This is a genomic window from Kitasatospora sp. NRRL B-11411, assembly GCF_000721345.1.
In the GTDB taxonomy this organism is placed as follows: Bacteria; Actinomycetota; Actinomycetes; order Streptomycetales; family Streptomycetaceae; genus Kitasatospora; species Kitasatospora cineracea.
In genome coordinates, this window is record NZ_JOGH01000050.1 from 1 (window position 1) to 23,873 (window position 23,873).

The 23,873-nt window shown below is 74.4% G+C and carries 24 protein-coding genes, 1 pseudogene and 1 riboswitch; of the genes and pseudogenes, 15 read left to right on the forward strand and 10 right to left on the reverse strand.

Annotated features, from left to right (window positions below):
* From IH44_RS0122000 to IH44_RS0122010, 3 genes and pseudogenes are all read left to right on the forward strand, one after another.
* Positions 1-299: pseudogene (locus IH44_RS0122000) on the forward strand (hypothetical protein); the annotation flags it as partial.
* A gap of 97 nt (positions 300-396) precedes the next feature.
* Positions 397-1,086 (forward strand): HAD family hydrolase, encoded by a 690-nt coding sequence (locus IH44_RS0122005; RefSeq protein WP_030461393.1) that lies wholly within the window; start codon positions 397-399, stop codon positions 1,084-1,086.
* Positions 1,087-1,334: 248 nt separating this feature from the next.
* Positions 1,335-2,009, forward strand: coding sequence for an endonuclease (locus tag IH44_RS0122010; protein ID WP_198545022.1), 675 nt, complete (start codon positions 1,335-1,337; stop codon positions 2,007-2,009).
* Positions 2,010-2,082: 73 nt separating this feature from the next.
* Here IH44_RS0122010 and IH44_RS41285 read toward each other — a convergent pair whose 3' ends face one another.
* From IH44_RS41285 to IH44_RS0122030, 4 genes are all read right to left on the reverse strand, one after another.
* Positions 2,083-2,316: a hypothetical protein gene (locus tag IH44_RS41285; RefSeq protein ID WP_035955991.1), complete on the reverse strand. Its 234-nt coding sequence runs from the start codon at positions 2,314-2,316 to the stop codon at positions 2,083-2,085.
* A gap of 31 nt (positions 2,317-2,347) precedes the next feature.
* The gene (locus IH44_RS0122020) at positions 2,348-4,504 is read right to left on the reverse strand and encodes an MMPL family transporter (RefSeq protein WP_030461395.1); all 2,157 of its coding nucleotides are present in this window, start codon (positions 4,502-4,504) and stop codon (positions 2,348-2,350) included.
* Positions 4,505-4,619: 115 nt separating this feature from the next.
* Positions 4,620-5,048 carry a DUF302 domain-containing protein gene (locus tag IH44_RS0122025; protein WP_051817170.1) on the reverse strand — a complete coding sequence of 143 codons (429 nt, stop codon included), beginning with the start codon at positions 5,046-5,048 and terminating at the stop codon, positions 4,620-4,622.
* Positions 5,049-5,196: 148 nt separating this feature from the next.
* A complete protein-coding gene (locus IH44_RS0122030) occupies positions 5,197-6,189 on the reverse strand; it encodes a cytochrome c oxidase assembly protein (RefSeq protein WP_051817171.1) in 993 nt (330 codons plus the stop codon).
* A gap of 141 nt (positions 6,190-6,330) precedes the next feature.
* Between IH44_RS0122030 and IH44_RS0122035 the strand changes: the two genes are divergently transcribed.
* Entirely contained in the window at positions 6,331-7,716 is a 1,386-nt protein-coding gene (locus IH44_RS0122035) for an FtsW/RodA/SpoVE family cell cycle protein (protein ID WP_030461398.1), read from the forward strand.
* Between the two features lie 39 nt (positions 7,717-7,755).
* Here the strand turns inward: IH44_RS0122035 and IH44_RS0122040 are convergent, their stop codons facing one another.
* Positions 7,756-8,346 carry a TetR/AcrR family transcriptional regulator gene (locus tag IH44_RS0122040; protein ID WP_030461399.1) on the reverse strand — a complete coding sequence of 197 codons (591 nt, stop codon included), beginning with the start codon at positions 8,344-8,346 and terminating at the stop codon, positions 7,756-7,758.
* Between the two features lie 121 nt (positions 8,347-8,467).
* Here IH44_RS0122040 and IH44_RS0122045 point away from each other — a divergent pair, with 121 nt between their 5' ends.
* Together IH44_RS0122045 and IH44_RS0122050 are read left to right on the forward strand one after the other, a co-directional pair.
* Positions 8,468-9,580 carry an FtsX-like permease family protein gene (locus IH44_RS0122045; RefSeq protein WP_030461400.1) on the forward strand — a complete coding sequence of 371 codons (1,113 nt, stop codon included), beginning with the start codon at positions 8,468-8,470 and terminating at the stop codon, positions 9,578-9,580.
* Positions 9,577-10,227, forward strand: coding sequence for an ABC transporter ATP-binding protein (locus IH44_RS0122050; RefSeq protein ID WP_030461401.1), 651 nt, complete (start codon positions 9,577-9,579; stop codon positions 10,225-10,227). Before IH44_RS0122045 ends, IH44_RS0122050 begins: the two co-directional genes overlap by 4 nt.
* Before the next feature lie 200 nt (positions 10,228-10,427).
* Here the strand turns inward: IH44_RS0122050 and IH44_RS0122055 are convergent, their stop codons facing one another.
* The 3 genes from IH44_RS0122055 to IH44_RS0122065 form a co-directional block, all read right to left on the reverse strand.
* Positions 10,428-11,822 (reverse strand): FAD-dependent oxidoreductase, encoded by a 1,395-nt coding sequence (locus tag IH44_RS0122055; RefSeq protein WP_030461402.1) that lies wholly within the window; start codon positions 11,820-11,822, stop codon positions 10,428-10,430.
* Positions 11,823-12,007: 185 nt separating this feature from the next.
* The gene (locus IH44_RS0122060) at positions 12,008-12,646 is read right to left on the reverse strand and encodes an MSMEG_1061 family FMN-dependent PPOX-type flavoprotein (protein WP_030461403.1); all 639 of its coding nucleotides are present in this window, start codon (positions 12,644-12,646) and stop codon (positions 12,008-12,010) included.
* Between the two features lie 46 nt (positions 12,647-12,692).
* Positions 12,693-12,941 (reverse strand): SCO4226 family nickel-binding protein, encoded by a 249-nt coding sequence (locus IH44_RS0122065; RefSeq protein ID WP_030461404.1) that lies wholly within the window; start codon positions 12,939-12,941, stop codon positions 12,693-12,695.
* Positions 12,942-13,091: 150 nt separating this feature from the next.
* Positions 13,092-13,219, forward strand: a riboswitch (FMN riboswitch).
* Positions 13,220-13,401: 182 nt separating this feature from the next.
* Here IH44_RS0122065 and IH44_RS0122070 point away from each other — a divergent pair.
* The 9 genes from IH44_RS0122070 to IH44_RS0122110 all read left to right on the forward strand — a co-directional run bounded on the left by IH44_RS0122070 (position 13,402) and on the right by IH44_RS0122110 (position 20,963).
* On the forward strand, positions 13,402-14,061 hold the full coding sequence (locus IH44_RS0122070; RefSeq protein ID WP_030461405.1) for a riboflavin synthase: 660 nt from the start codon (positions 13,402-13,404) through the stop codon (positions 14,059-14,061).
* A gap of 56 nt (positions 14,062-14,117) precedes the next feature.
* Positions 14,118-14,708 carry a nicotinamide mononucleotide transporter family protein gene (locus tag IH44_RS0122075; protein WP_198545023.1) on the forward strand — a complete coding sequence of 197 codons (591 nt, stop codon included), beginning with the start codon at positions 14,118-14,120 and terminating at the stop codon, positions 14,706-14,708.
* Positions 14,705-15,970: a bifunctional 3,4-dihydroxy-2-butanone-4-phosphate synthase/GTP cyclohydrolase II gene (locus tag IH44_RS0122080; protein WP_030461407.1), complete on the forward strand. Its 1,266-nt coding sequence runs from the start codon at positions 14,705-14,707 to the stop codon at positions 15,968-15,970. Before IH44_RS0122075 ends, IH44_RS0122080 begins: the two co-directional genes overlap by 4 nt.
* A 90-nt stretch (positions 15,971-16,060) precedes the next feature.
* Entirely contained in the window at positions 16,061-16,558 is a 498-nt protein-coding gene (gene ribH, locus IH44_RS0122085) for a 6,7-dimethyl-8-ribityllumazine synthase (RefSeq protein WP_030461408.1), read from the forward strand.
* A 139-nt stretch (positions 16,559-16,697) separates the two neighbouring features.
* Positions 16,698-16,970, forward strand: a complete 273-nt coding sequence (locus IH44_RS0122090; RefSeq protein WP_030461409.1) for a phosphoribosyl-ATP diphosphatase — start codon at positions 16,698-16,700, stop codon at positions 16,968-16,970.
* 41 nt (positions 16,971-17,011) lie between these two features.
* Positions 17,012-17,860: an ATP phosphoribosyltransferase gene (gene hisG / locus IH44_RS0122095; RefSeq protein ID WP_030461410.1), complete on the forward strand. Its 849-nt coding sequence runs from the start codon at positions 17,012-17,014 to the stop codon at positions 17,858-17,860.
* Positions 17,861-17,915: 55 nt separating this feature from the next.
* A complete protein-coding gene (locus IH44_RS0122100; RefSeq protein WP_030461411.1) occupies positions 17,916-18,371 on the forward strand; it encodes a PH domain-containing protein in 456 nt (151 codons plus the stop codon).
* A 208-nt stretch (positions 18,372-18,579) separates the two neighbouring features.
* On the forward strand, positions 18,580-19,917 hold the full coding sequence (locus IH44_RS0122105; RefSeq protein WP_030461412.1) for a hemolysin family protein: 1,338 nt from the start codon (positions 18,580-18,582) through the stop codon (positions 19,915-19,917).
* Positions 19,914-20,963, forward strand: a complete 1,050-nt coding sequence (locus IH44_RS0122110) for a hemolysin family protein (RefSeq protein WP_030461413.1) — start codon at positions 19,914-19,916, stop codon at positions 20,961-20,963. The genes IH44_RS0122105 and IH44_RS0122110 overlap by 4 nt, the downstream gene beginning before the upstream one ends.
* 66 nt (positions 20,964-21,029) lie before the next feature.
* On the opposite strand, the gene IH44_RS0122115 is transcribed toward IH44_RS0122110, so the two are convergent.
* Positions 21,030-22,859: an AAA family ATPase gene (locus tag IH44_RS0122115; protein ID WP_232795043.1), complete on the reverse strand. Its 1,830-nt coding sequence runs from the start codon at positions 22,857-22,859 to the stop codon at positions 21,030-21,032.
* Positions 22,860-23,165: 306 nt separating this feature from the next.
* Complete coding sequence (locus tag IH44_RS0122120; RefSeq protein WP_030461415.1) at positions 23,166-23,789, reverse strand: uridine kinase; 624 nt, start codon at positions 23,787-23,789, stop codon at positions 23,166-23,168.
* Positions 23,790-23,873 lie beyond the last annotated feature (84 nt).

A 23,873-nucleotide genomic window follows, 5' to 3' on the forward strand; every position in this document is an offset into this window, starting at 1 on the left:
CGATGCAACTGCCCCGCCCCCACCCCGTCCCCGACCTGCGCTGGTCCGACCGGCAGTGGAACCGCTACCGCGCCGGCCTGCGCACCCGCCACTGGCTCACCCACACCGCCGACGGCACCCTCCACCTCCACCGCGCCGACACCGGCCACGAACTCTGGGCCCTCGCCTTCGCGCCCGCCCCCGGCGGCCACTGGCGCCCCACCGCCGTCCGCACCGAAGCCCATCCCGCCCGCAACCCCGCCCCCACCCACCTCCTCGACGCCCTCCTGTCCCTCGAACACGACACCCCTGCCCGCTGAGCCCCCGGGCCGAGCCGCCAGGTGAGCGGGGGGTGGCCGGGTGGTGACGGGAAGTCAGCGGCCGGTAGGGTGGCCGGGGGAGGACGGGAGGCGGACGGTGATCGAAGCGGTGCTGTTCGACCTCGACGGCACGCTGGTGGACCACGACGGGGCGGCCGAGGCGGCCGTGCTGGCCGGGGTCGCGGCGGAGCTGTCCGGGCGGGGGTTCGACCGGGACGAGGTGCTGCGGTTCTGGCGCCGCCTCGAACGGGTCGAGTACGACCGCTACTTGACCGGCGAGGTGACCGTCCAGCAGCAGCGCCGCAACCGGGCCGTGGGCCTGGCCGCCCACCTCGGGCTGGGGGAGTGGCCGGCCGACCGCGCCGACGCCTGGTTCGCCGGGTACCTGCGGCGCTACGAGCGCTCCTGGCGGGCCTACCCCGACGCGCCGCGCGCGGTACGGGAGTTGGGCGCGTCGCGGCGGACCGGCGTGATCACCAACGGCGAGGGCGACGTCCAGCGGCGCAAGCTGCGCGCCGTCGGCCTCGACGTGCTGGTCCCGCACACCACGGCCTCCGCCGAGGCGGGCTGCGCCAAGCCCGATCCGGAGATCTTCCGGCTGGCCTGCCGCACCCTCGGCGTGGCCCCCGAGCGCACCGCGTACGTCGGCGACCGGCTCGACGTGGACGCGCAGGCGGCCACCGCCGCCGGGCTGCTGGGCATCTGGCTGGACCGCGAGCCGAGCGGCGAGGAGTCGTCCGTGCCGCGGGTGCACTCGCTGGCCGAGGTCGCCGCACTGCTGCACTGAGCCCGCGGCTGCCGCACTGGGCTCGCGGCTTTCGCACTGGGCTCGCGACTGCCGCACCGAGCCCGCGCCGGAGTTCGCGCCCGCGCGCACCCCCGCACGCCCGCGCGTCCGCCGGTCCGGGTGCCCGTTGCCCGGTGGAACGGGCCGGGGGCTCGCGGCGTGGCTGCGGGCCGGTCGGGGCGGCCGCCGCGTACCGTCGGCCCCGACAGTCGGCGGTTCGTCGGCGAATCAGTGGCGGGAGGTCCGGAGTGGACGCACGACGGCGGGTGGCGGTGCTGTTGGAGAGCGCGGGGGGCACGTACCCGGAACAGGCGGGGATCGTGCTCGCGGACCGGGCCGAACCGCTGTGGCAGCTCCTGGTGTTGAGCAATCTGGCGTCGGCCCGGATCCACGGTTCGATCGCCGTCACCGGCACGGCCGCGCTGATCGCCGCCGGGGCCGGCACGCCCGCGGGAACCCTGGAGCTGGGGCGGCTGCACTGCAAGGAGGCGCTGATCGCCGGGCGCTACCGCCACTTCGCCGAGGGCACCGCGACCCGGCTCAGCGACTGCGCCCGGCTGGCCGAGGACGAGTACGGCGGCGACCTGCGCGGGCTCGCCGCGGCGGCGCAGTACCGCCCGGACCGCACCCGGGCCCTGCTGCAGCGCTTCCCGGGCATCGGCCCGGCCGGTGCCGCCGCGTTCTGCCGCGACGCGCAGGCCGTCTGGCCGCACCTGCGTCCGGCGCTGGACGCCCGGGTGCCGGTCGGTGCCGAACGCCTCGGGCTCCCCGTCGAGCCGGACCGGCTGGCGGCCCTGGTCGACCCGTCCGACCTGCACCGGCTGGCCGACGCCCTGGTCCGGGTCGCCCTCGACCCGGAGCTGGCCGAACGGGTGCTGGACGCCGAGCGGGAGCCGGCCGCCGAGCGGCTGCCGGTGCACTGACGCGGACGCCCCCGCCCCGCGGCGTGCGGGGCGGGGGCGTTCCCGGAGCGGGCCCGGACGGTTCGACGCGGCGTCAGCTCCGGCCGAACAGCCGGGAGAACCAGGACCCGGCCGGCGCGGCCGCGCCCCCGGTGCTCCCGGCGTTCCCGGCGTCCCCCGCCGCCTTGGCGGTCTTGGCGGCCTTGGCGTCCGCCGCGCAGGAGCAGCGCTGCGCCTTCGGTACGCCGGCCAGGACCTGGTCGACGTGCATGCCGCAGCCGGCGAAGGTCGGCTTGCCGCAGGACTTGCAGGTGACGCGACGACACATGGGAGGGGTTCCTTCCGTACGGGGGCGGGGGTCAGGAGTGCGAGAACGGGATCCGGGGCAGGACGCGGTCCAGCCAGCGGGGGGTGTGCCAGGCGGCGCGCCCGGCGAGGCGGAGCAGGACGGGCAGCAGCACCAGCCGGACCAGGGCGGCGTCCAGCAGGACCGCCACGCCCAGCACGATGCCCATCTCCTTGGGCGGCAGCGGGCCGGACAGCGCGAAGGTGAAGAACACCGCGACCATCACGGCCGCCGCGGCGAAGACCACCCGGCCGGAGTGGGCCAGCGCGCCGACCATCGCCTGCTTCGGGTCGCCGGTGCGCTCGTACTGCTCCTTCGCGGAGGCCAGCAGGAAGACGGTGTAGTCCATCGCGATCGCGAAGATCATGGCGAAGAAGAACACCGGGGCCCAGCCGTCCAGGAAGCCCTGCGGGGTGAAGCCGAGCAGCCCGGCGCCGTGCCCGTCCTGGAAGACCAGCCGGGCCACGCCGAACGCGGCGCCGGTGGACAGCAGTCCGGCGGCGGTGCCGAGGGCCGCGATCAGCGGGGCGCGCAGCGCGAACAGCAGCAGGACGAAGCCGAGCGCCATCACCACGCCGATCACCAGCGGGGTCTTCTCGGTCAGCAGGTGCTGGAGGTCGAGGTTCTCCACCGAGGCGCCGCCGACCAGGGTGCGGTCGGGCAGTTCGGCGCGCAGCGTGTCGACGGTGCGGCCGAGTCCGGGGTCGGACGGGTCGACGGTCGGGACGGCCTGCACCATCGCCCAGCCGGAGCCGTCGGCGGCGTCCTGGGCGGGCAGCACCCCGGCGATGCCGGGGTTGGCGGCGACGGTCCGCACGGTGTCGGCGGCCCGGTCGGCGGGGGTGAGGATCTGCAGGGTGCCGGGGGTGCCGGGGCCGAACGCCTGCTGGACGGCGGCGTACCCGGTGCGGGCGCCGGCGTCGGTGGGCAGCACGTCGATCGAGGGCATCGCGGTGCGCAGCCCGATCACCGGCGCGGCCAGTGCGAGCAGCACGGTCAGCGCGAGGGCGCCCCAGCGCAGCGGGTGCTTCCACAGCCGCTCGCCCCAGGCGGCGAACCGCGGTGAGGTCTGCCGCTGCCGCTCGGCCCAGGGCAGGGACACCGCGTCGACCCGGTGGCCGAGCTTGCCGAGGACGGCGGGCAGCAGGGTGAGCGTCGCGGCCAGCACGAACAGCACGGCCAGCATGATGCCGCCGGCCATCGAGCGGAACGCGGGCGCGGGCACCAGCATCACGGCGGAGAGGCTGACCAGCACCGTCGCACCGGACAGCAGGACGGCCTTGCCCGCGGTGTCCATGGTCTCGGCGACGGCCCGCGGGCCGTCCTTCCCGGCGGCCCGGGCGGCCCGGAAGCGCACCACCAGGAACAGCGCGTAGTCGATGCCGAGGGCGAGTGCGAACATCATCGCGAAGTTCATCGCCCACACCGAGACCGGCAGCAGGTGGCCGATCAGCACCAGCGATCCGGCCGACGCGGCCAGGCCCGCCATGGTGAGCAGCAGCGGCAGTCCGGCGGCGACCAGCGAGCCGAAGGCCAGGACCAGGATGGCCAGGGTGACCGGCCAGGACATGAACTCGGACTTCATCATCGCGTCGTGGTTGGCCGTGTTGAAGTCGCTCCACAGCACGGACGCGCCGGTCGCGCTGACCTCGACGCCGTCGCCGGAGAGCGCGCGCAGCGGCTCCTTGAGGTCGTCGGCGGCCCGCACCATGTCGTCCGGCGAGGCGGCGGCCCCGGCCAGCAGCACGGCGGTCCGGCCGTCCGGGCTGACGGTGGCGCCGGGCTGCGGCGGGATCACGGTGGATATCCGGCCGTCGGCGGCGGCCAGCGCGGCGGCCCGGTCGACCACCTGCCGCACGCCGGGATCGTCGACCGGGCGGTCCGCGGCCACCACGATCTGGATCGCGGACGAGGCGTTGCCCGCGAAGTGCTCCTCGGCGAGCGTGCGGACCTGCACCGAGTCCGAGCCGTCGGCCTGCCAGCCCGCGCCGGACAGCGCGGAGGTGACCTGCGGGGCGAACGCGCCCAGCCCGATCACCAGCACCAGCCAGCCGGCCATCACGGCCTTGAAGTGTCGTACGGACCACACGCCGAGACGGCCCAGCAGTCCCGGCCGGGACGGGTCGGCCGCGATGGCCTGGACGGCCGGGGCGGGGGCGGAGCGGTTCACTGGTCTCTCTCCAAGCGCGAGGGGACTGATAATACCCTGGGGGGTATTTTGGAGGTCGTGCGGAGCCCGGGGCGTGCCCCGCGGTGCGGGGCGCCCCGGGTGGTCGGTCAGCTGCTCATCCGCCCAGCGGGGCGAGGGCCGCGCGCAGGCGGGCGGCCGCGTCGTCGGCGATGGCGGCGAGTTCGGGGCGGCCGGTGAACTGCACCATCAGCTGCGGGTCCATGGCCTCGACCAGGACGGCCGTCCCGCCGGGGGCGGTGCGCAGGACGACGTTGCAGGGCAGCAGCAGGCCGATCCGGCGGTCGGCCTCCAGGGCGCGGTGGGCGAGCGGGGGGTTGCAGGCGCCGAGGACCAGGTAGTCCTCCAGTTCGACGCCGAGCTTGGCGCGCAGGGTGGCGGTCATGTCGATCTCGGTGAGGATGCCGAAGCCCTGCTCGGCGAGGGCCGCGCGGACCCGGTCGGCGGCCTCCGCGAAGGTGGTGCCGGTGAGCGTGGCGGTGATGCCGCCGGGGTGGGCGTCCGAGGGCGCGTGGGTGTTCGCCATGTCGTCGAACCTCTCTCGTTGATACCCCCCTGGGTATTCAACCGTACGCCCGGTGCAACCCGGACTCCGGGAGGCGCATTCCCCGGCGCGGCGCGGACGGCCCGTGAGCTGCGTCGCACCCCGCCGCCCGGCCGACCGGCCGGCGAGGTCAACCGCCGTAGCGGTGGCGGAGGTTGGGGTCGTCCAGCCACCAGGGCCGGTCCCCGGCGGGGGCGTCGGTCCCGGCCGCCACGGCCGTCGCCGCCGCCACCGCCCTGGCCTCCTCCACCGCGTCCAGGGCGGCGTCCACCGCCGCCGTCTCGGCGCGCCCGGTGACGATCAGGCGGCGGATCAGCGCGCACAGGAAGGGCAGGCCGACCAGGTCGCCGAGGATCCAGATCGCGTTGCCGCCGACGAACTGGTCGCGGGCGAGCGTCGGCCCCCAGTCGCGGGCCAGGCCCGCGTAGTACGGCTCGGCGATCACGTGGCCGCCGTACAGCAGCACCAGGGCGAGGGCGGCGTCGAAGACCACCTCGACGAAGGTGATCACCACGCCGATCATCAGCGGGTACGCGTGCGCGACCGGGTCCAGCTGCAGGCGGGGCCAGAAGTAGAGCAGGCCGATCAGCACCAGGACCAGGTGGAAGGCGGTGTTCCCGAGCGGGTCGGTCAGCGTCCGCCCGTACAGCGGCGTGAAGTACAGCAGCCAGGGCGGCGCGACCAGCAGCACGGTGGACACCAGCGGGAACATCAGCACCCGGGAGGTCCGGCCGGACAGCGCGGCCCGCAGCCGGGCGCGGCCCGCCGCCGGCAGCGCGTCGGCCAGCAGCGAGACCGGCGCGCCCAGCGCGAGCAGCATCGGCACCAGCATCAGCAGCAGGACCAGCTGCACCGCGCGGTCGGTGAACAGCACCCGCTCGTACGCGCCGAGGCCGGAGCAGGTGGTCCAGACCCAGACCGCCAGCCCGCCCAGGAACGCCGCGGTGCGGTGCCAGGGCCACGGGCCGTCCCCGTCGGCCCCGCCGGTGCGACGGCGGCGGCGGACGCCGGCCAGGTAGCCGGCCGCGAGCAGCGCGGACAGGGCGGCCACCGCCGGTTCCAGGGTCCAGGTGTCGGCCAGCGCCGACCAGTGCCAGGGCGCGACGGCCGCGGGGTGGGTCATGCCGGTGGTCCTCCTTCGGGCGGCGGTTGCCGAGAGCGGGGCCCAGCCGGGACCCGGGCGCCGTCGCGGGCCCGGCCCGCAACCGCGGACCCGGTTCCGACGTCTACACCGCTGTAGAATCTACCGAGTGGGGGAGCCAGGGTGGAAACCGCCCCGCGCAGCGCGGGCCGACGCCGCGCCGCACACCGCCGTCGCCGCGAACTCGCCCTGCTGCTGCTCGCGGTGGCGGTCTGCCTGGCGGCCTGGACCGGCGCGAGCCTCGCCCTGCGCGACGCCCTCCCGCCCGGCCTGCTCCCCTACGGCGCCGGCCTCGGCGCGCTCGCCCTGCTGCTGCACCTCGCCGTCCGCCGCTTCGCCCCGTACGCGGACCCGCTGATCCTGCCGCTCGCGGTCTTCCTCAGCGGCTTCGGACTGGTCCTGCTCGACCGCCTCGACTACTCGTACAAGCTCTGGCACGCCGACAAGGGCGACTGGCAGAAGCTCCCCGCCGCGCCCGGCCAGGTGCAGTGGACGGTGATCGCCGCGCTGCTGGCCGTCGGCGTGCTGGCCGCGGTCCGGCACCACCGGCTGTTCCAGAAGTACGTCTACCTGATCATGACGGGCGCGCTGGTGCTGCTGGCCGCGCCCGCGTTCTTCCCCGGCGACAGCTTCGGCGCCAAGCGGTGGATCCGCCTCGGCGGGCTCTCCTTCGAGCCCGACGAGTTCGTCAAGGTCGCCATCGCGGTCTTCTTCGCCGGCTACCTGACCGCCAACCGGGACGCCCTCGCGCTCACCGGCCGCCGGGTCTGGGGCCTGCAACTGCCGCGCGGCCGCAACCTCGGACCGGTGCTGGCGATCTGGGCGGTCAGCCTGCTGGTGCTGGTCTTCGAACGCGACCTCGGCACCTCGCTGATCTTCTTCGGCGTCTTCGTGGTGATGCTCTACACCGCCACCGAACGCACCGGCTGGGTGGTCATCGGCCTGCTGATGGCCGTCGGCGGCGCCGCCGTGGTCGGCGACCTCGAACCCCACGTGCACGGCCGGGTCGAAGCCTGGCTGCACCCCCTCGACATCTACCGGCCCGTCCACGACCCGGCCCTGATCTCCCAGCAGCCCGCCCAGGCGCTCTTCGGCCTCGGCTCCGGCGGCGTCCTCGGCACCGGCCTCGGCCAGGGCCGCCCGTTCCTGATCGGCTTCGCCGGGCGCAGCGACTTCATCTTCACCACCATCGGCGAAGAGCTCGGCCTGGCCGGCTCGATGGCCGTCCTGCTGCTCTACGGCCTGCTGGTGCAGCGCGCCCTGCGCACCGCCGTGGCCGTCACCGACCCGTTCGGCAAACTCCTCGCCACCGGCCTCGCCGCCGCCCTCGCCCTCCAGGTCTTCGTCGTGGTCGGCGGCGTCACCGGCCTCATCCCGCTCACCGGCAAGGCCCTGCCCTACCTCGCCGCCGGCGGCTCCTCCCTCACCGCCAACTGGCTGCTGACCGCCGTCCTGATCAAACTCTCCGACGCCGCCGGCCGGGCCGAACTGGAACCCGCCCCGGCCTGACGGACGCCGAGTCCCGTGCGGTACGGGGCACTCGACCGGTCAGTTCGGCCGGAGGGCCGCCAGTGAGGCCACCGCCAGCGCGGTGGCCCGTTCGGTGGTCGGCCGGTACGGGGCGCCGGACTCCAGGGCGGTGACGGCCGCGTTCACCAGGCCCTGGAGCAGTTGCGCGGTGCGCAGCGGCGCCCGGTCGCCGAGCTCGGAGAGCGCGGTGACCAGCGGCGACAGCAGCCTGCGGTGGGCGTCCCCGGCGGCCTCGCGCAGCGCCGCCGCGTCCCGGTCGCCGGCCAGCGCGCGGGCGATCCGGTGCTCGCCGTCCCGCACCAGCTCGCACTGGGCGCGCACGTACGCGGCGACCTGCTGCTCGGGGGTGCGGGCGGCGGCCATCGCGGCGGCGATCCGCTCGGTCCACCGCGGGGTGGACTCGTGCACGACGGCGGCCAGCAGCGCGGCCCGGTCCGGGAAGTACTTGTACACGCTGTTGCGGGCCAGGCCGGTGCGACGGGCGACGGCGGCGAAGGTCACCGCGGCGCCGTCGCCCTCGGCCTCCAGCAGTTCGCGGGCGGCCGTGACCAGCGCCCGGTACTGCTGGGCGCGGTGGTCGGCGACGGTGGAGGCACTGATCTTCGGCACCCGCCCAGTCTAGGAGCAGGCCCCGTCGGTCCCGTCGGCCCGGCCGGGGCCCCGGTTTGGGGACAGTGCGTCGCCATGCCCTATGTTGGGGACGCATCGTCCCCATCCTGGAAGGAGCACGGTGTACCTCGCCCTGCTCGAACTCAAGGCCGCCCGCGGCCGTTTCCTGCTCATGGGCTGCGTCGTCCTGCTGGTCGCCGCCCTGGTCGGGATCGTCTCCGGATTCACCACCGGCCTCGGCGACGACACGGTCTCCGCCCTGCGCCGCCTGCCCGCCACCCACCTGGCGTTCTCCCCGGACGCCGGGACCGACCAGTTCGCCCGCAGCCTCGTCCCCGCCGAGACGCTCGACCGCTGGCGCCGGCAGCCCGGCGTCCGGGCCGCCCCGCTCGGCGTCTCCCTCACCCGCGGCACCACCGACCGGCACACCGAGGTCGACCTCGCCGCGTTCGGCGTCGAACCCGGCTCCTTCCTCGACCCCGGCGCCGAGGACGGCCAACGCCTCGGCGGCGACGACCAGTTGGTCATCTCCCGGAAACTCGCCGAAGAGGGCGTGCGGATCGGCGACACCCTCACCGTCGACCGGCTCGGCATCGCCCTCAAGGTCACCGGCATCACCGGCCGCTCCTCCTACGGCCACGTCCCGGCCGGCTACGTCACCACCGCCACCTGGCAGCGCATCCGCTTCACCACCCCCGGCGCCACCACCCCCGCCACCGCCCTCCCGCAGCAGTACGCCGCGATCGCCCTGCAGGCCGACGGCGGAGCCCGACTCGCCGACGCCGACCACGAGTTCGGCACCCGCACGCTCACCGTCGAGCAGGCGTACGCGGCCGCCCCCGGCTACACCGGCGAACGCGTCACCATGACGTCCATCCAGTTCTTCCTCTACCTGATCGCCCCGCTGGTGGTCGGCGCGTTCTTCGGCGTCTGGACGGTCCAGCGCCAACCCGAACTCGCCCTGCTGCGCGCCATGGGCGCCTCCCGCCGCCGCCTGCTCGGCCACACCCTCGCCCAGGCCGCCGCCGTCGTCCTCGGCGGCACCCTGGCGGGCGCCGCGCTCGCCTCCGCGGTCGGCCTGCTGGTCGGCACCGAAGTCCCGTTCAGCCTCCCGGGGTTGTCCCTCGCCACCACCATGGGCGCCGTCGCCCTCGCCGCCCTCGCCGGGGCCGCCCTCACCCTCCGCCGGGTCGCCAAGGCGGACCCGATGACCATGCTGGGAGCCGGACGATGACCGAACTCACCCTGCGCGGCGTGAGCGTCGCCCTCGGCCACGGCGACGCCCGCACCCCCGTCCTGCGCGCCGTCGACGCCACCTGCGCCCCCGGCGTCCTCACCGCCCTGGTCGGCCCCTCCGGCTCCGGCAAGTCCACCCTGCTCGCCGTCGCCGGCGCCCTGCTCCGCCCCGACGCGGGCCAAGTCCTGCTCGGCACAACCGATTTGGCGGCCCTCGGCGACGCCGAACGGGCCCAGGTCCGACGCGAACGGATCGGCTACATGTTCCAGAGCGGCAACCTGCTCACCGGCCTCACCGCCGTCGAACAACTCCTCGCCGCCGCCTCCGTCGCGGGCCGCCCCGCCAGGCGGCTGCGCGCCGCGGCGGAACACGCCCTCACCGAAGTCGGCCTCGCCCACCGCCTCCACCACCGCGCCGACCAACTCTCCGGCGGCGAACGCCAACGCGTCGCCCTCGCCCGGGCCCTCTTCCTCGAACCCGACCTCCTCCTGATCGACGAACCCACCGCCGCCGTCGACCGTTCCCAAGCCGCGACCCTCACCACCCTCATCGCCACCACCGCACAACGCCGCCACTGCGCCGCCCTGGTCGCCACCCACGACCCGATCGTCGCCGAGACCGCCGGAGCGACCATCACGATGTGAGATGTGAGATGTGAGGCGAAAGGCGAAAGCAGGGGCGCGGGGAACTGCGCGGCCAAGCAAGCACGCACAGCCAGATCGCCTCGCAGGACAGCCACTTGCACTATCCCGCGAACTTGCTGACGTGCGACTCCCGCCGCGCGCAGTTCCCCGCGCCCCTGCTTTCGCGCCCGTCGCTTTCGCGTCCGTCGCTTTCGCGCCCGTCAGCGCGCAGCGCTGTTGCGTTCCGCAGACCTCTCGCTGCGCGAAGCGTCCAGCATCCCCACCCGCTCGACGACCTTCACCCGCTCGCGGCCCTCGGCCGCGCCGAGGGCCTTCTCGTGGGCGTCCAGGTGGTGCCAGCCCTCCCAGGTGGTGAAGTCGACGCCGCGGGCGCGCAGGAAGTCGAGGACGGCGTCCTCGGCGGGTTCGGCCGCCTCGCGGAGCAGACCCGCGGCGTGGTCGGCGACCAGGCAGGCGACGGTCTCGTTGGCGTCGCCCTTGGTGTGGCCGATCAGGCCGACGGGGCCGCGCTTGATCCAGCCGGTGACGTAGACGGAGGGCAGGTGGGCGCCGTTCTCCTGGACCCGGCCGGCCTGGTGCGGGACGGTCGAGGTGAGGGCGTCGAAGGGCAGCTTGGGCAGTTCGTCGGAGCGGTAGCCGACCGCCCGGTAGACCGCCTGGACGGGCCACTCGCGGAAGGTGCCGGTGCCCACCGTGTTGCCGGTGCCGTCGAGTTCGGTGCGCTCGGTGCGCAGCGCGACGACGCGACCGTCCTCGCCGAGCACCTCGACCGGGTTCTCGAAGAAGTGCAGGTGGATGCGGTGCGGCCGGTCGCCGATGTCGCGGATCGCCCAGTTCTCCAGCGTCGAGGCGACCATGTCGGCCTGCTTGTTGGCGCGCCGGGTGGCGATCGAGCCCTCGTCGTAGTCGATGTCCTCGGGGTCGACGACGACCTCGATGGTGGGGGAGTGGTCGAGTTCGCGCAGTTCCATCGGCGAGAACTTGGCCTGGGCGGGGCCGCGCCGGCCGAACACGTGCACCTCGACGGCGCGGTTCGCGGCCAGGCCCTCGTACACGTTCGGCGGGATCTCGGTGGGCAGCAGCTCGTCCGCGGTCTTGGCGAGGACGCGGGCGACGTCGAGCGCGACGTTGCCGACGCCGAGGACGGCGACCTGTTCGGCCTCCAGCGGCCAGGTGCGCGGGACCTCGGGGTGGCCGTCGTACCAGGAGACGAAGTCGGCGGCGCCGTAGGAGCCGTCGAGCTCGATGCCGGGGATGTTCAGGTCGCGGTCGGCCTCGGCGCCGGTGGCGAAGACCAGGGCGTCGTAGAAGCGGTGCAGTTCGTCGAGCGAGAGGTCGCCGGGGTAGTCGACGTTGCCGAGCAGGCGGACCTGGGGCTTGTCGAGGACCTGGTGGAGGGCGGTGACGATGCCCTTGATCCGGGGGTGGTCGGGGGCGACGCCGTAGCGGATCAGGCCGAAGGGGGCGGGCAGGCGTTCGATCAGGTCGATCGAGACGCCGGGCGCGGCGGCGAGGTCGGACTTCAGCAGCGCGTCGGCGGCGTAGATCCCGGCGGGGCCGGAACCGACGATGGCCACCCGGACGGGGCGGGGCATGGGCAGGTACTCCTGTTCGACTCGGGGCGCGTACCGCTCAGCCTTCCGGCCGGCGGGCGCGCCCGGTACGGTGCTCCGGCTTATGTCGTCATAAGCCGAAACTATGGCCCCCCAAAGTTCCGCCTATGCGGAAACCCCGTTCCCCCAGCATGCACCAGCCCCCGCGCAACCCCCGCGGTCCCTGCTCACTCGTAGCGCAGCCGCAGCGACTCCTCCTCGGCGGCCACCACCTGCTCCAGGGTGAGCGCCGGATCGCCCAGGTGGGAGAGGGTGATCTCGGCCGAGCTGGGCGCCGCGTCCGCGGGCAGCCAGCGTTCGGGGCGCCAGGCGGCCGAGCGCAGCAGGGCCTTCGGGCAGTGCCCGTACACCTCGTCGGCGGCCACCACGATCGCGGTGCGCGGCGGCTTCCCCACCGGGGTCAGCCGGGCCAGCAACTCGGGGTCCTCGCTGACGCAGGCCCGCCCGTTGACCCGCAGGGTGGCCTCCCGGCCGGGGACGACGAAGAGCAGCCCGGCCTTCCCGGTGGCGGCGATGTTGTGCAGGCTGTCCAGCCGCCGGTTGCCGGTGGCGTCGGGGATCGCCAGGGTGTGCTCGTCCAGCACCGCGACGAAGCCGGGCGGGCCGCCGCGGGGCGTGGCGTCGCAGTTGCCGTCGGCGTCGGCGGTGGCGACGAACACCAGGGACGAGCAGCCGATCAGCCGGCGGGCCGCCTCGTGCAGGTGGTCCACCTGCTTGCGCCGCACCATCGCGCTCGGCTGCTCGTACAGGGCCCGCAGGCGGGCCGGTTCGCGGATCGCGTCCGCGGCGAGGGCGTCGAAGATCACGTGTCCCGACGCTACCGCCGCTCACGCCCCCGTCGGCAGGGGGGTCTCAGACCTGCAGCGGCACCGGGTGCACCTCGTCCGCCGGGTGTCCGGTGCGCTCGTGCACGCGCTGCACGGCCTCCCGGGACGGGGCGGAGGACAGGCAGTAGACGGTGCCCGAGTCCGGGTCGGCCCAGGCCTGCCGGAACTCCACGCCCTCCTCGCCCTGCGCCGCGAGGTCCGCCTCGTGCGCGGCCTTCAACTGCTCGGCGGTGATGCCCGCCATCCCGTGGTGGACGTCCATGAACATCGCCATGGCGGATTCAACTCCTCGGCCGGGAGCCCTCCGTACGGAGAACTATTCCCCTCCACGGTGCGCCGCCGACGTGAACCAGGCCACAGGGCACGTCCTTGCGGCCGGACCACCCGCGCGTGCAACAATGTGGATGCAGTACCAGTGACGTTCAGCGCACTCCGGGGTCGGTGAAAATCCGAACCGGCGGTTACAGTCCGCGACCCGTCCGCAGCCAGCGGCCGGTTGACCAGGTGAAATTCCTGGACCGACGGTTAAAGTCCGGATGGGAGGCGTGCGCGGCGGATCAGGCGTGTCATCACCGCGGCCCACCCGAGGGCCGGGGTGCGGAGCAGGACGGCAGCGAACCCGTGCCGGGCGAGGACGCCCAGGCATCCCGGGGGAGCCGCGTCCGGCATGCCGTCCGCAGTCAACTCCCATGAGCCGCCCCGGAGTCCGCGCCCCAAGCGCGAGGAGAACCCGGGTGTTCACCGGCATCATCGAAGAGCTCGGCGAGGTCGTCTCCATCGAGGAGATCGGCGAGTCCTCCCGAATCCGCCTGCGCGGCCCCGTCGTGACGGCCGACGCCCGGCACGGCGACTCCATCGCGGTCAACGGCGTCTGTCTCACCGTCCTCGACGGCAACGAGCAACTCGCCGACCGCAACGGCGAGTTCAGCGCCGACGTGATGCGCGAGACGCTGCAGCGCTCCAGCCTCGGCGTGCTGCGCCCCGGCTCCCGGGTCAACCTGGAACGGGCGATGGCGCTCGGCGCCCGGCTCGGCGGCCACCTGGTGCAGGGGCACGTCGACGCCACCGGCACGCTGCTCTCCCGGGAGCCCGGCGACCTCGACGCGGACGGGAATCCGCGCTGGGAGGTGCTGCGTTTCACCCTGCCGCAGCCGATCTCGCGCTACCTGGTGGAGAAGGGGTCGATCACCGTGGACGGAGTGAGCCTCACCGTCGTCGAGGCGGCCCTCGACTCGTTCACCGTCTCGCTGATCCCCGCCACGCTGGAACTCACCACGCTGGGCGCCAAGCAGGTCGGCGAGCCGGTCAACCTCGAGGTGGACGTCCTCGCCAAGTACGTCGAGCGGCTGCTCGACACCCGTGCCCTGCCCGAGACCCCGGGGAGTTCCAAGTGAGCGCGTTCGGAGACCTGGCCTTCACCGCCTTCGGCGAGCACGTGAAGGTCGCCGACATGACCGGCAACCTGATCGGACTGGCCGGCCTGGCCCTCGGCTGGCGCCGCTCGGTGCTCACCTGGCCCGCCCAACTGCTGGCCGGCGCGGTGCTGATCACCGCGTTCCTCGGCGGGCAGGTGCCCGGCCTGATCGGCAAGCAGGTGATCGTCATCGTCGCCGCCGTCTGGGGCTGGACGCAGTGGAGCCGCGGCCGCCGGGACACCGGCGAGGTCGCGGTGCGCTTCGCCGGCTGGGGCGAGCGGGCCGTGCTGGTGGTCGCCACCGCGGCCGGCACCGCCGCCGTCGCCGCGCTCTTCCACGCCTTCCCGAAGCTGTCCTGGAACCCGCTGCTGGACGCGTACATCTTCGTCGGCACGCTCGCCGCGATGTACGCCCAGGCCCGCGGCTGGGTCGAGTTCTGGTTCGCCTGGCTCGCCGTCGACCTGATCAGCGTCCCGTACTCGTACACCCACGGTTACGTCTTCTCCGCGCTGACCTTCAGCATCTACTTCGTCCTGGTGGTGGCCGGCCTGGTCAGCTGGTGGACGAAGGCCCGCGCGCCCCGGCCCGCCCAGTCCGCCCCGCCCGCCAAGGGAGTCACCGCATGAGCACCGAGCCCGCCGCCCAGCCGCTCGCCCTCGACCCGGTCGAGCGGGCCGTCGCCGACATCGCGCTCGGCCGCGCCGTGATCGTGGTCGACGACGAGGACCGCGAGAACGAGGGCGACATCGTCTTCGCCGCCTCCGCCGCCACCCCCGAGCTGCTCGCCTTCACCGTCCGCTACTCCTCGGGCGTGATCTGCGTCCCGATGACCGGCGCGGAGCTGGACCGGCTCGAACTCCCGCCGATGACCCGGGTCAACCAGGACCGCAAGGGCACCGCGTACGCCGTCTCGGTGGACGCCCGCGACGGCGTGGACACCGGCATCTCGGCCGCCGACCGGGCCCGCACCGTCAAGCTGCTCGCCTCCGCCGGCACCTCGCCCGCCGACCTGACCCGCCCCGGCCACGTCTTCCCGCTGCGCGCGGTCGAGGGCGGCGTGCTGGTCCGCCCCGGCCACACCGAGGCCGCCGTCGACCTGGCCCGGCTGGCCGGCCTCCCGCCGGCCGGCGGCATCGCCGAGGTGGTCAACGACGACGGCACCATGGCCCGGCTGCCCGAACTGCACGCCTTCGCCCGCGAGCACGGCCTGGCGATCATCTCGATCGAGGACCTGATCGCCTACCGCCGCCGCACCGAACTGCACGTCGACCGCGCCGCCGTCACCCAACTGCCCACCGAGCACGGCGAGTTCACCGCCGTCGGCTACCGCGGCACGATCGACGGCACCGAGCACCTGGCCCTGGTGGCCGGCGGCCTGGACGCGGACGGCCGGCTCCCCGACGGCGAGGACGTCCTGGTCCGGCTGCACTCCGAGTGCCTGACCGGCGACGTGTTCGGTTCGCTGCGCTGCGACTGCGGCCCCCAGCTGCAGACCTCGCTGGCCGCCGTCGCCGAGGCCGGCCGCGGCGTGGTGCTCTACCTGCGCGGCCACGAGGGCCGCGGCATCGGCCTGGCCCACAAGCTGCGCGCCTACCAGCTGCAGGAGCAGGGCCTGGACACCGTCGACGCCAACCTCGACCAGGGCCTGCCCGCCGACGCCCGCGACTACTCGATCGGCGCGCAGATGCTCACCGACCTCGGCGTCCGCTCGCTGACCCTGCTCAGCAACAACCCGGCCAAGCAGACCGCGCTCACCGAGTACGGCCTCAAGGTCGCCGCCCGCCGCCCGCTGCCCACCGCCGCGGGCGAGCACAACCTGCGCTACCTGCGCACCAAGCGCGACCGGATGGGCCACGACCTGCCGTGGCTCGACGACGACGTCAAGTAAGCACCCCCGCAAGACCCCTGAACACGCGTCAGCAACGCACGTCAGCAACGCACGTCAGCAACGAGCAGCAACGAACAGAGGAAGACGAACATGGCCGGCCACGGAGCCCCCGTCCTGTCCCCGGAGACCCTGGAGAGCACCGCCGACCTGCGGGTCGCGGTGGTCGCCGCGCAGTGGCACCAGCAGGTGATGGACGGCCTGCTGGACGGCGCCCGGCGCGCCCTGGCGGAGCTCGGCGTGGAGGGCGGCGCCACCGTGCTGCGCGTCCCCGGCACCTTCGAGCTGCCGGTCGCCGCCAAGCGGCTGGCCGACGCCGGCTACGACGCGGTGGTCGCGCTGGGCGTGGTGATCCGCGGCGGCACCCCGCACTTCGACTACGTCTGCCAGGGCGCCACCCTCGGCCTGACCCAGGTGTCGGTGGACACCGGCGTCCCGGTCGGCTTCGGCGTGCTCACCTGCGACACCGAGCAGCAGGCGCTGGACCGGGCCGGGCTGCCCGGCTCCGCCGAGGACAAGGGCCACGAGGCGGTCACCGCGGCCGTGGCCACCGCCGCCGCGCTGCGCGCCCTCGCCAAGGCCCGGGGCTAGTCCCGCGCCGGGGCCCCGGGCCCGAGCCCGCGCCGGGTCCGGGGCCGGGCCTCCGGGGTCGGCCGGCCGTCCATCCGACTGTCCACGGTGCGAAACCGTTTACCGTCCGTCAGCCCGCACCCCGTAAGGTGGGCTCATCATGGCTTCCAAGACATTCGAGGAGCTCTTCACCGAGCTCCAGCAGAAGGCCGCCACCGGCGACCCCGCGACCTCCCGCACCGCCCAGCTCGTGCAGCAGGGCGTCCACGCGATCGGCAAGAAGGTCGTCGAGGAGGCCGCCGAGGTCTGGATGGCCGCCGAGTACCAGTCGCCCGAGGAGGCGGCGGAGGAGATCTCGCAGCTCCTCTACCACGTCCAGGTGATGATGCTCGCCCGCGGGCTGACGCTCGAAGACGTCTACAAGTACCTCTAGTCCCACCTCCATTGATCGCCAACGCGAAGGGTTCGCCTCTCATGCTCCGCATCGCCGTCCCCAACAAGGGTTCGCTCTCGGGTCCCGCGGCGGAGATGCTCCATGAGGCCGGCTACCGGCAGCGCAAGGAGGCCAAGGAGCTCGTCCTGGTCGACCCGGACAACCAGGTCGAGTTCTTCTTCCTGCGCCCGCGCGACATCGCCGTCTACGTCGGCTCCGGCCGGCTCGACGTCGGCATCACCGGCCGCGACCTGCTGCTCGACTCGGCCTCCGAGGCCGAGGAGGTGCTGGCGCTCGGCTTCGCCGGCTCGACCTTCCGGTTCGCCCGGCCGGTCGGCGCCGAGATCGCCGGGGTCCAGGACCTGGACGGCCTGCGGATCGCCACCTCGTACACCGGCCTGGTCGAGCAGCACCTCGCCGAGCACGGCGTGAAGGCCACCGTCACCAAGCTGGACGGCGCCGTCGAGACCGCCGTGCACCTGGGCGTCGCCGACGTGATCGCCGACGTGGTGGAGACCGGCACCAGCCTGCGCAACGCGGGCCTGGAGGTGTTCGGCGACCCGATCCTGGTCTCCGACGCCGTGGTGATCCGCCCCAAGGGCGCCGGCGAGGACGCCGCGGTCGAGCAGTTCCTGCGCCGCCTGCAGGGCGTGCTGGTGGCCCGCCGCTACGTGCTGATGGACTACGACATCCGGGCCGGGAAGGTCAGCGAGGCCGTCGCCCTCACCCCGGGCCTGGAGTCGCCGACCGTCTCGCCGCTGCACACCGAGGGCTGGGTCGCGGTCCGCTCGATGGTGCTCCGCAAGGAGGCGCAGCGGATCATGGACGACCTGTGGGCGATCGGCGCCCGCGCCATCCTGGTCACCAACATCCACGCCTGCCGCATCTGACCCGCCACCGGACGGGGGCCGCCACCCCTGGCCCCCGTCCCCCCTGGAGCCACCCGTGTCCACCGCCACCCCCGTCGCCCTGCCCGTGACCTGGGCGCCCCGCCGCAACCGCGCCGTGCTGTACGCGCTGTGCGCCGTGATGCTGGTGCTGTTCTCCGTGCTCGCCGTGGTGCTGCCGGAGAGCTGGCAGTTCAACGACCGGGTGATGATGGCCTGCTCCGGCGTGCTGTTCGCCGCGGTCGGCCTGATGCTGGCCCGCCCCAAGGTGGTCGCCGACCCCGAGGGCCTGACGGTGGTCAACTTCGTCCGCAGCCGCCGGCTGTCCTGGGCCGAGGTGGTCCGGGTCAACTTCAAGGCCGGCGACCCCTGGGTGATGCTCGACCTCGCCGACGGCACTGCGCTGGCCGCGGTCGGCATCCAGCCCGGCGGCGGCCGCGCCCAGGCCATCGCCGCCGCCCGCAGCCTGCGCGACCTGGTCGAACAGCGCGGCAGCGGCGCCCGGCAGGGCTGACACGCCCCCGGACGGACGGGTCGAACGGGCCCGGAGAAGCGTTCGGGTATCGTCTACGCTGGTAAAACCGCGGCAAAGCCCCACCACAGGTCCGGGCTTCCCGCCTCCACCCGCGACCAGAGGAGTGACACCTCCCCTCGATGGACGACCCGTCCGGTAGTACCAGCGCCGCCACGCACGTTTCCAGCCGGGGAAGGCGGGCGGCCCGATGACCACCGCCTGGCTCCTGCTGCTCGCGGCCTTCCTGCTCATCCTCGCCAACGGCCTGTTCGTGGCCGCCGAGTTCGCGTTCGTGACCGCCGACCGCGGCACCGTCGAACGCGCCGCGGCCGCCGGTGACCGCAAGGCCGCGAGCCTGTCGAAGGCCCTGCACAAGCTGTCCTTCCAGCTCTCCGGCGCCCAGCTCGGCATCACCATCACCTCGCTGGTGGTCGGCATGCTCGCCGAACCGGCGCTCTCCACCCTGCTCGAGCCGGTGTTCACCGCCGTCGGCCTGCCCGACTCGGCGGCCCGCGGCACCGCGGTCCTGGTCGGCCTGGTGCTGGCCACCGTGATCCAGATGGTGATCGGCGAACTCGTCCCGAAGAACTGGGCGATCTCCCGCCCGATGCAGGTCGCCCACGCCGTGGTCGCCCCGCAACGCGCCTTCTCCGCGGTCTGCCGCCCGCTGATCGCCTTCCTGAACGGCTCCGCCGACCGGATCGTCCGGGCCCTCGGCGTCGAACCGCAGGAGGAGCTCGGCCACGCCCGCACCGCCGACGAACTCGTCGCCCTGGCCCGGCACTCCTACCAGGCCGGTGTCATGGACGAGCAGTCCACCGCGCTGTTCGTCCGCACCCTGGGCCTGCGCGAGCTGACCGCCGAGTCCGTGATGACCCCGCGGATCGACGTCGCCGCCCTCCAGGAGGACGCCACCGCCACCGACGTGCTCAACCTCACCCGGGCCACCGGCCTGAGCCGCTTCCCGGTGTACGCCGACAGCCTCGACGAGGTCACCGGCACCGTCACCCTCAAGGACGCCCTCGCCGTCCCCGCCGGGCGCCGCGACCACACCAGGGTCCGCCACCTGGCCGCCCCGCCGCTGCTGGTCCCCGAGACCATGCCCGCCGAACGGCTGCTCGACCTGCTGCGCGGCCGCGAACCGATGGCCGTGGTGGTCGACGAGTACGGCGGCACCGCCGGCGTCGCCACCATCGAGGACATCGTCGAGGAGGTGGTCGGCGAGGTCCAGGACGAGCACGACCCCGCCGACACCCCCGACCTGCGCCCGCTCGCCCCGCGCGACGGCCTGCCGGTCTGGGACGCCGACGGCCGGGCCCGGCTCGACCAGCTCGACAGGATCGGCCTGCACGCCCCCGACGGCCCCTACGAGACGCTCGGCGGCCTGCTCGCCGACCTGCTCGGCAAGCTCCCCGCCGTCGGCGAGCACGCCCACCTGCCCGGCTGGGAGCTGACGGTCACCGCCGTCGACCGGCACCGCACCAGCCGGGTCGAGGTCCGGCGCGTGCACGACGAGGACCACGAGGACCAGGACAACCACCGATGAGCGCCCTGCAACTCGCCTTCTCCCTGCTCCTGCTGCTCGGCAACGCCTTCTTCGTCGGCGCCGAGTTCGCCGTCATCTCGGTGCGCCGCAGCCAGATCGAACCGCTCGCCGAGGCCGGCGACAAGCGCGCCCGCACCGTGCTGCACGCGCTGTCCAACGTCTCCGCGATGCTGGCCGCCGCCCAACTCGGCATCACCGTCTGCTCGCTGCTGCTCGGCGCGCTCGCCGAACCCACCATCGCGCACCTGCTGGAACCCGCCTTCCACGCGCTCGGCGTCCCCGACTCGGCGATGCACCTGCTGAGCTACGCCATCGCGCTGAGCATCGTGGTGTTCCTGCACATGGTGATCGGCGAGATGGTGCCGAAGAACCTGGCGCTGGCCGGACCGGAGAGGGCCGCGCTCTGGCTCGGCCCGCCGCTGGACCGCCTGGCCCGCTGGCTCGCCCCGTTCATCTCCTTCCTGAACGCCTTCGCCAACGGCGTGCTGCGGCTGTTCCGGGTCGAGCCCAAGGACGAGGTCGACTCGGTCGCCACCAGCGAGCAGATGCTGCTGATGCTCACCGACTCCGGCGAGGCCGGCCTGCTCGACGACAGCCGCCGCGAACGCCTGGAGGACGCCCTGGAGATGGGCAGCCGCCCGGTCACCGAGGTGCTGCTCGCCCCCGGGCAGCTGGTCACCGTCGGCCGCGAGGTCACCGGCGAGGAGATCCAGCGCCTCGCGGTGCGCACCGGCTTCTCCCGCTTCCCGGTCGCCGACCGGGACGGCACCGTGCTCGGCTACCTGCACGTCAAGGACTCGCTGGAGGTCGACGACCTCGCCGCCCCGATCCCGGACCGGCTGTGGCGCCCGATCACCGTGCTGCGCTCCGCCCTGCCGCTGGACGACGCGCTCGCCGTGATGCGCCGCGCCGCCGCCCACCTGGCCGCCGTGGTCGACCCCGACGGGCGCCAGCTCGGCCTGGTCGCCCTGGAGGACGTCCTGGAGGAACTGGTCGGCGAGGTGCACGACCCCGACCACCGCCCGCCCGCCGCCACCGCCCGCTGACCCCGCCCGGACGGCCGGACCCCCCCGCCGCGAGGGGGGTCCGGCCGTCCGGCCGTCCGCGGGCCCTCAGGCCCGGCCGTCGATCAGCTCGCCGTACGCCTGGAGCAGGTCCGGCAGCCGCAGCGTCGAGAGGTCCTCCCGGGACGGGGTGCCGCGCTGGCCGGACAGCCGCAGGTCCCGGTAGGCGCAGGACTTCTCGTACAGGGTGCGGATGAACCGGCCGTTGCCGAGCTGGTCGATCCAGCCCTCGGCGACCACGTGCCCGCAGATCGAGGCGAGCTCCTCGGCGGCGTCCACGTCCCAGCCGTCGCCGTCCGCCCGGGCCAGCTGGGCGCCGATCTCGGCGAGCTCGCCGGGCCGGTAGGACGGGAAGTCGACCCGGGTGGTGAAGCGCGAGTTCAGCCCCGGGTTGGTGGCCAGCAGCCGGTTCATCCCCTCCGGGTAGCCCGCCAGGATCACCACCAGCCGGTCCCGGTTGTCCTCGGCCCGCTTGAGCAGCACCTGCAGCGCCTCGTCGCCGTACGCGTCGCCCTTGCTGTAGCCGGAGTTGGCCAGCGAGTACGCCTCGTCTATGAACAGCACGCCGTCCAGCGCCGAGTCGATCAGCTCGTTCGCCTTCACCGCGGTCTGGCCGAGGAACTCGCCCACCAGGTCGGCGCGTTGGGCCTCCACCAGGTGGTCGCCGGAGAGCAGGCCGAGGGCGTGGAAGACCCGGCCGAGGATCCGCGCCACCGAGGTCTTGCCGGTGCCCGACGGGCCGGAGAAGACGAAGTGCCGCTTCGGCGGCTGCACCGGCAGCCCCCGGTCGGCGCGCAGCCGGGCCATCCGCAGCTGCGCGGACAGCGCCCGCACCTGGCGCTTGACCGGGTCGAGGCCGACCATCTCCTCCAGTTCGGCCAGCGCCTGGTCCAGCTCCAGCCGGGCGGCCGGCGCCGGGTTCGGCCCGGCGGGCGGGATCGCCTGCGCCACCGGCCAGTTGCCCAGCCGGGGCGCCGGCGGCGAGGCGCCCGGGGCCCGCTCGGCCAGCTGCGCCCGGCCCGGCTCGGCCGCCCCCGGCCCGTCGTCCTCCTCCGCGCACGCCTCCTCGCTCACCCCGCCGGACCCGCCGCGGGACTCCGGCTCCGGCCCGGCCGGCGGCGCGGGCACCGCCGCGCCCCGGTACTCGCCGAACGCCTCGCCGTCCAGCAGCCCGTCCTCGGCGGCGATCGCCGCGAGCCGCTGCTCGGTGTCCATGAACGCCGGGTCGGCCCGGTGCACGGCCCGGTACAGCGGCAGCGCCGCCGCGCTGCGCCCGGCGCCCTCGTACGCCCGGGCCAGCCAGTAGCGCAGCTCCTTGCGCTGCGGCTGCTCGGAGCGGCAGCGGGCCAGCGAGGCGGCCAGCGGGCGCTGGGCCTGCGCGCACATGTCGAGGCGGACCCGCGCCATGCCCGCGAACAGGCCGGCCTCGATGCCCAGCACCGGGTCGTCCAGCAGCCGGTCGGTGTCCCGGATCAGTTGCTCCCAGTCCTTGAGCAGGTAGGAGCGGCAGGCGTGCAGGAAGCGCACCGCGGGCTCCTGCTCCGGGGCCGGACAGGCCGTCAGGGCCTGCTCCAGCTCGGCCAGGTGGCGGCCGTCCAGCCAGTGCGAGGCGTGCGCCAGCGCCAGGTCCTGCGGGGTCTCCAGCACCGGCTGCACCCACCAGCCCAGCCAGTACCAGGAACTGAGCGGGCGGCGGTGGCGCTCGCGCTGCTCGCCGAAGCGGTCCCGGTGCCGGTGCATCGCCAGCAGGGCGCCGGCGGTGTCGCTGCGCAGCGCGTGCAGGCCGAGCCAGGCGTCGGCCATGCCCGGGTCGACGTAGACCGCGGCCCGGAACTCCTCCTCCGCGCGGGCGTACGAACCGGCCGTGTAGGCGTCCATGGCCCGCGACCAGGCGCGGTCGGCGTCCGGATCCGGACCCGCCGCGGCGGAACCCTTGCCGCCCGAACTCTCCACCGTCACTGACGCCCCCCGCCAGACCTCGGGGCGCTCCTCTGCGCGCCTGCGTGGCATGGTACCGGCGCGGCGCTGATCCGTAAGGGTGCCGCGCGGCTCGAATGGCGCGGGAGGGGCGGGTCCCGGCGGGCGGCGCGGAGGGCAGGACGGCGCCTCCGGCTCACGGGGGAACAAGCCGGAGACGCCGTGTCTGTGGTTGCGGATTCAACTGATTTCCGCGACAGGCAGAACTTAAATCCTGATGATGTCGCAGGTCAAGAGCGGTTCACGCGGTTCACTCAGGGTGCTCCCGACGATCCGCCCGGTGACCCCGTCGACCCGCACCGCGGCCTGCGGACGGCTCGGGTCCGCCGCGAAGTGCGCGTCCTCCGCACGCGACCAACCGGCCCAGAACTCGGCCAGTTCCGGACCGTCCCGCAACTGCCCGCGGGCCCGGGCGGCGGCCCGTTCCAGCTCCATCCACAGCAGCGCCGCCAGGTGCGGGCGCACCGCCCGCCGGCCCGCGCCCACCCCCTCCAGCAGCACCACCGGCGCCACCGGCACCGCCCGCTCGGCGGTGAAGGCCCGCGCCGTCCAGTCGTACACCGGGTGCCGGCCCGCCTCCCCGCGCGCCAGCGGCTCCAGCACGCCCGCGCGCAGCCGCTCCGTCCAGCCGAACGGCTCCCGGTGGGTGGCCAGGTCGTCCAGGTGCACCACCGGGGCGCCGCCGAGCGCGGCGGCCAGCCGGCCGGTGAACGTGGTCTTGCCGGAGCCCGCGTACCCGTCCACCGCCACCAGCCGCACCGGCCCCAGCGAGGGCGGCAGTGCGAGCAGGCCCGCGGCCAGCGCGGGCAGGTCGGGGAGGGCGGTGTCCATCCGGCCAGGGTACGCGGCCGCTTCCGCCCGGTCGGCGGGCGTTCCGGCGGGCGTTCCGGAGGGCACCGCGGGCGGCGCCCCGCC

Bases quoted from the DNA above. Each gene is read 5' to 3' on its own strand.
- IH44_RS0122055 (WP_030461402.1), bottom strand. From the start codon at position 11,822: ATGCCCCGCCCCGTCCGGGTGGCCATCGTCGGTTCCGGCCCCGCCGGG.
- IH44_RS41285 (WP_035955991.1), bottom strand. From the start codon at position 2,316: ATGTGTCGTCGCGTCACCTGCAAGTCCTGCGGCAAGCCGACCTTCGCC.
- IH44_RS0122030 (WP_051817171.1), bottom strand. From the start codon at position 6,189: ATGACCCACCCCGCGGCCGTCGCGCCCTGGCACTGGTCGGCGCTGGCC.
- IH44_RS0122120 (WP_030461415.1), bottom strand. From the start codon at position 23,789: ATGGACACCGCCCTCCCCGACCTGCCCGCGCTGGCCGCGGGCCTGCTC.
- IH44_RS0122065 (WP_030461404.1), bottom strand. From the start codon at position 12,941: ATGGCGATGTTCATGGACGTCCACCACGGGATGGCGGGCATCACCGCC.
- IH44_RS0122110 (WP_030461413.1), top strand. From the start codon at position 19,914: ATGAGCGCCCTGCAACTCGCCTTCTCCCTGCTCCTGCTGCTCGGCAAC.
- IH44_RS0122050 (WP_030461401.1), top strand. From the start codon at position 9,577: ATGACCGAACTCACCCTGCGCGGCGTGAGCGTCGCCCTCGGCCACGGC.
- IH44_RS0122075 (WP_198545023.1), top strand. From the start codon at position 14,118: ATGACCGGCAACCTGATCGGACTGGCCGGCCTGGCCCTCGGCTGGCGC.
- IH44_RS0122115 (WP_232795043.1), bottom strand. From the start codon at position 22,859: ATGGACGCCTACACGGCCGGTTCGTACGCCCGCGCGGAGGAGGAGTTC.
- hisG (WP_030461410.1), top strand. From the start codon at position 17,012: ATGCTCCGCATCGCCGTCCCCAACAAGGGTTCGCTCTCGGGTCCCGCG.
- IH44_RS0122105 (WP_030461412.1), top strand. From the start codon at position 18,580: ATGACCACCGCCTGGCTCCTGCTGCTCGCGGCCTTCCTGCTCATCCTC.
- IH44_RS0122080 (WP_030461407.1), top strand. From the start codon at position 14,705: ATGAGCACCGAGCCCGCCGCCCAGCCGCTCGCCCTCGACCCGGTCGAG.
- IH44_RS0122090 (WP_030461409.1), top strand. From the start codon at position 16,698: ATGGCTTCCAAGACATTCGAGGAGCTCTTCACCGAGCTCCAGCAGAAG.
- ribH (WP_030461408.1), top strand. From the start codon at position 16,061: ATGGCCGGCCACGGAGCCCCCGTCCTGTCCCCGGAGACCCTGGAGAGC.
- IH44_RS0122025 (WP_051817170.1), bottom strand. From the start codon at position 5,048: ATGGCGAACACCCACGCGCCCTCGGACGCCCACCCCGGCGGCATCACC.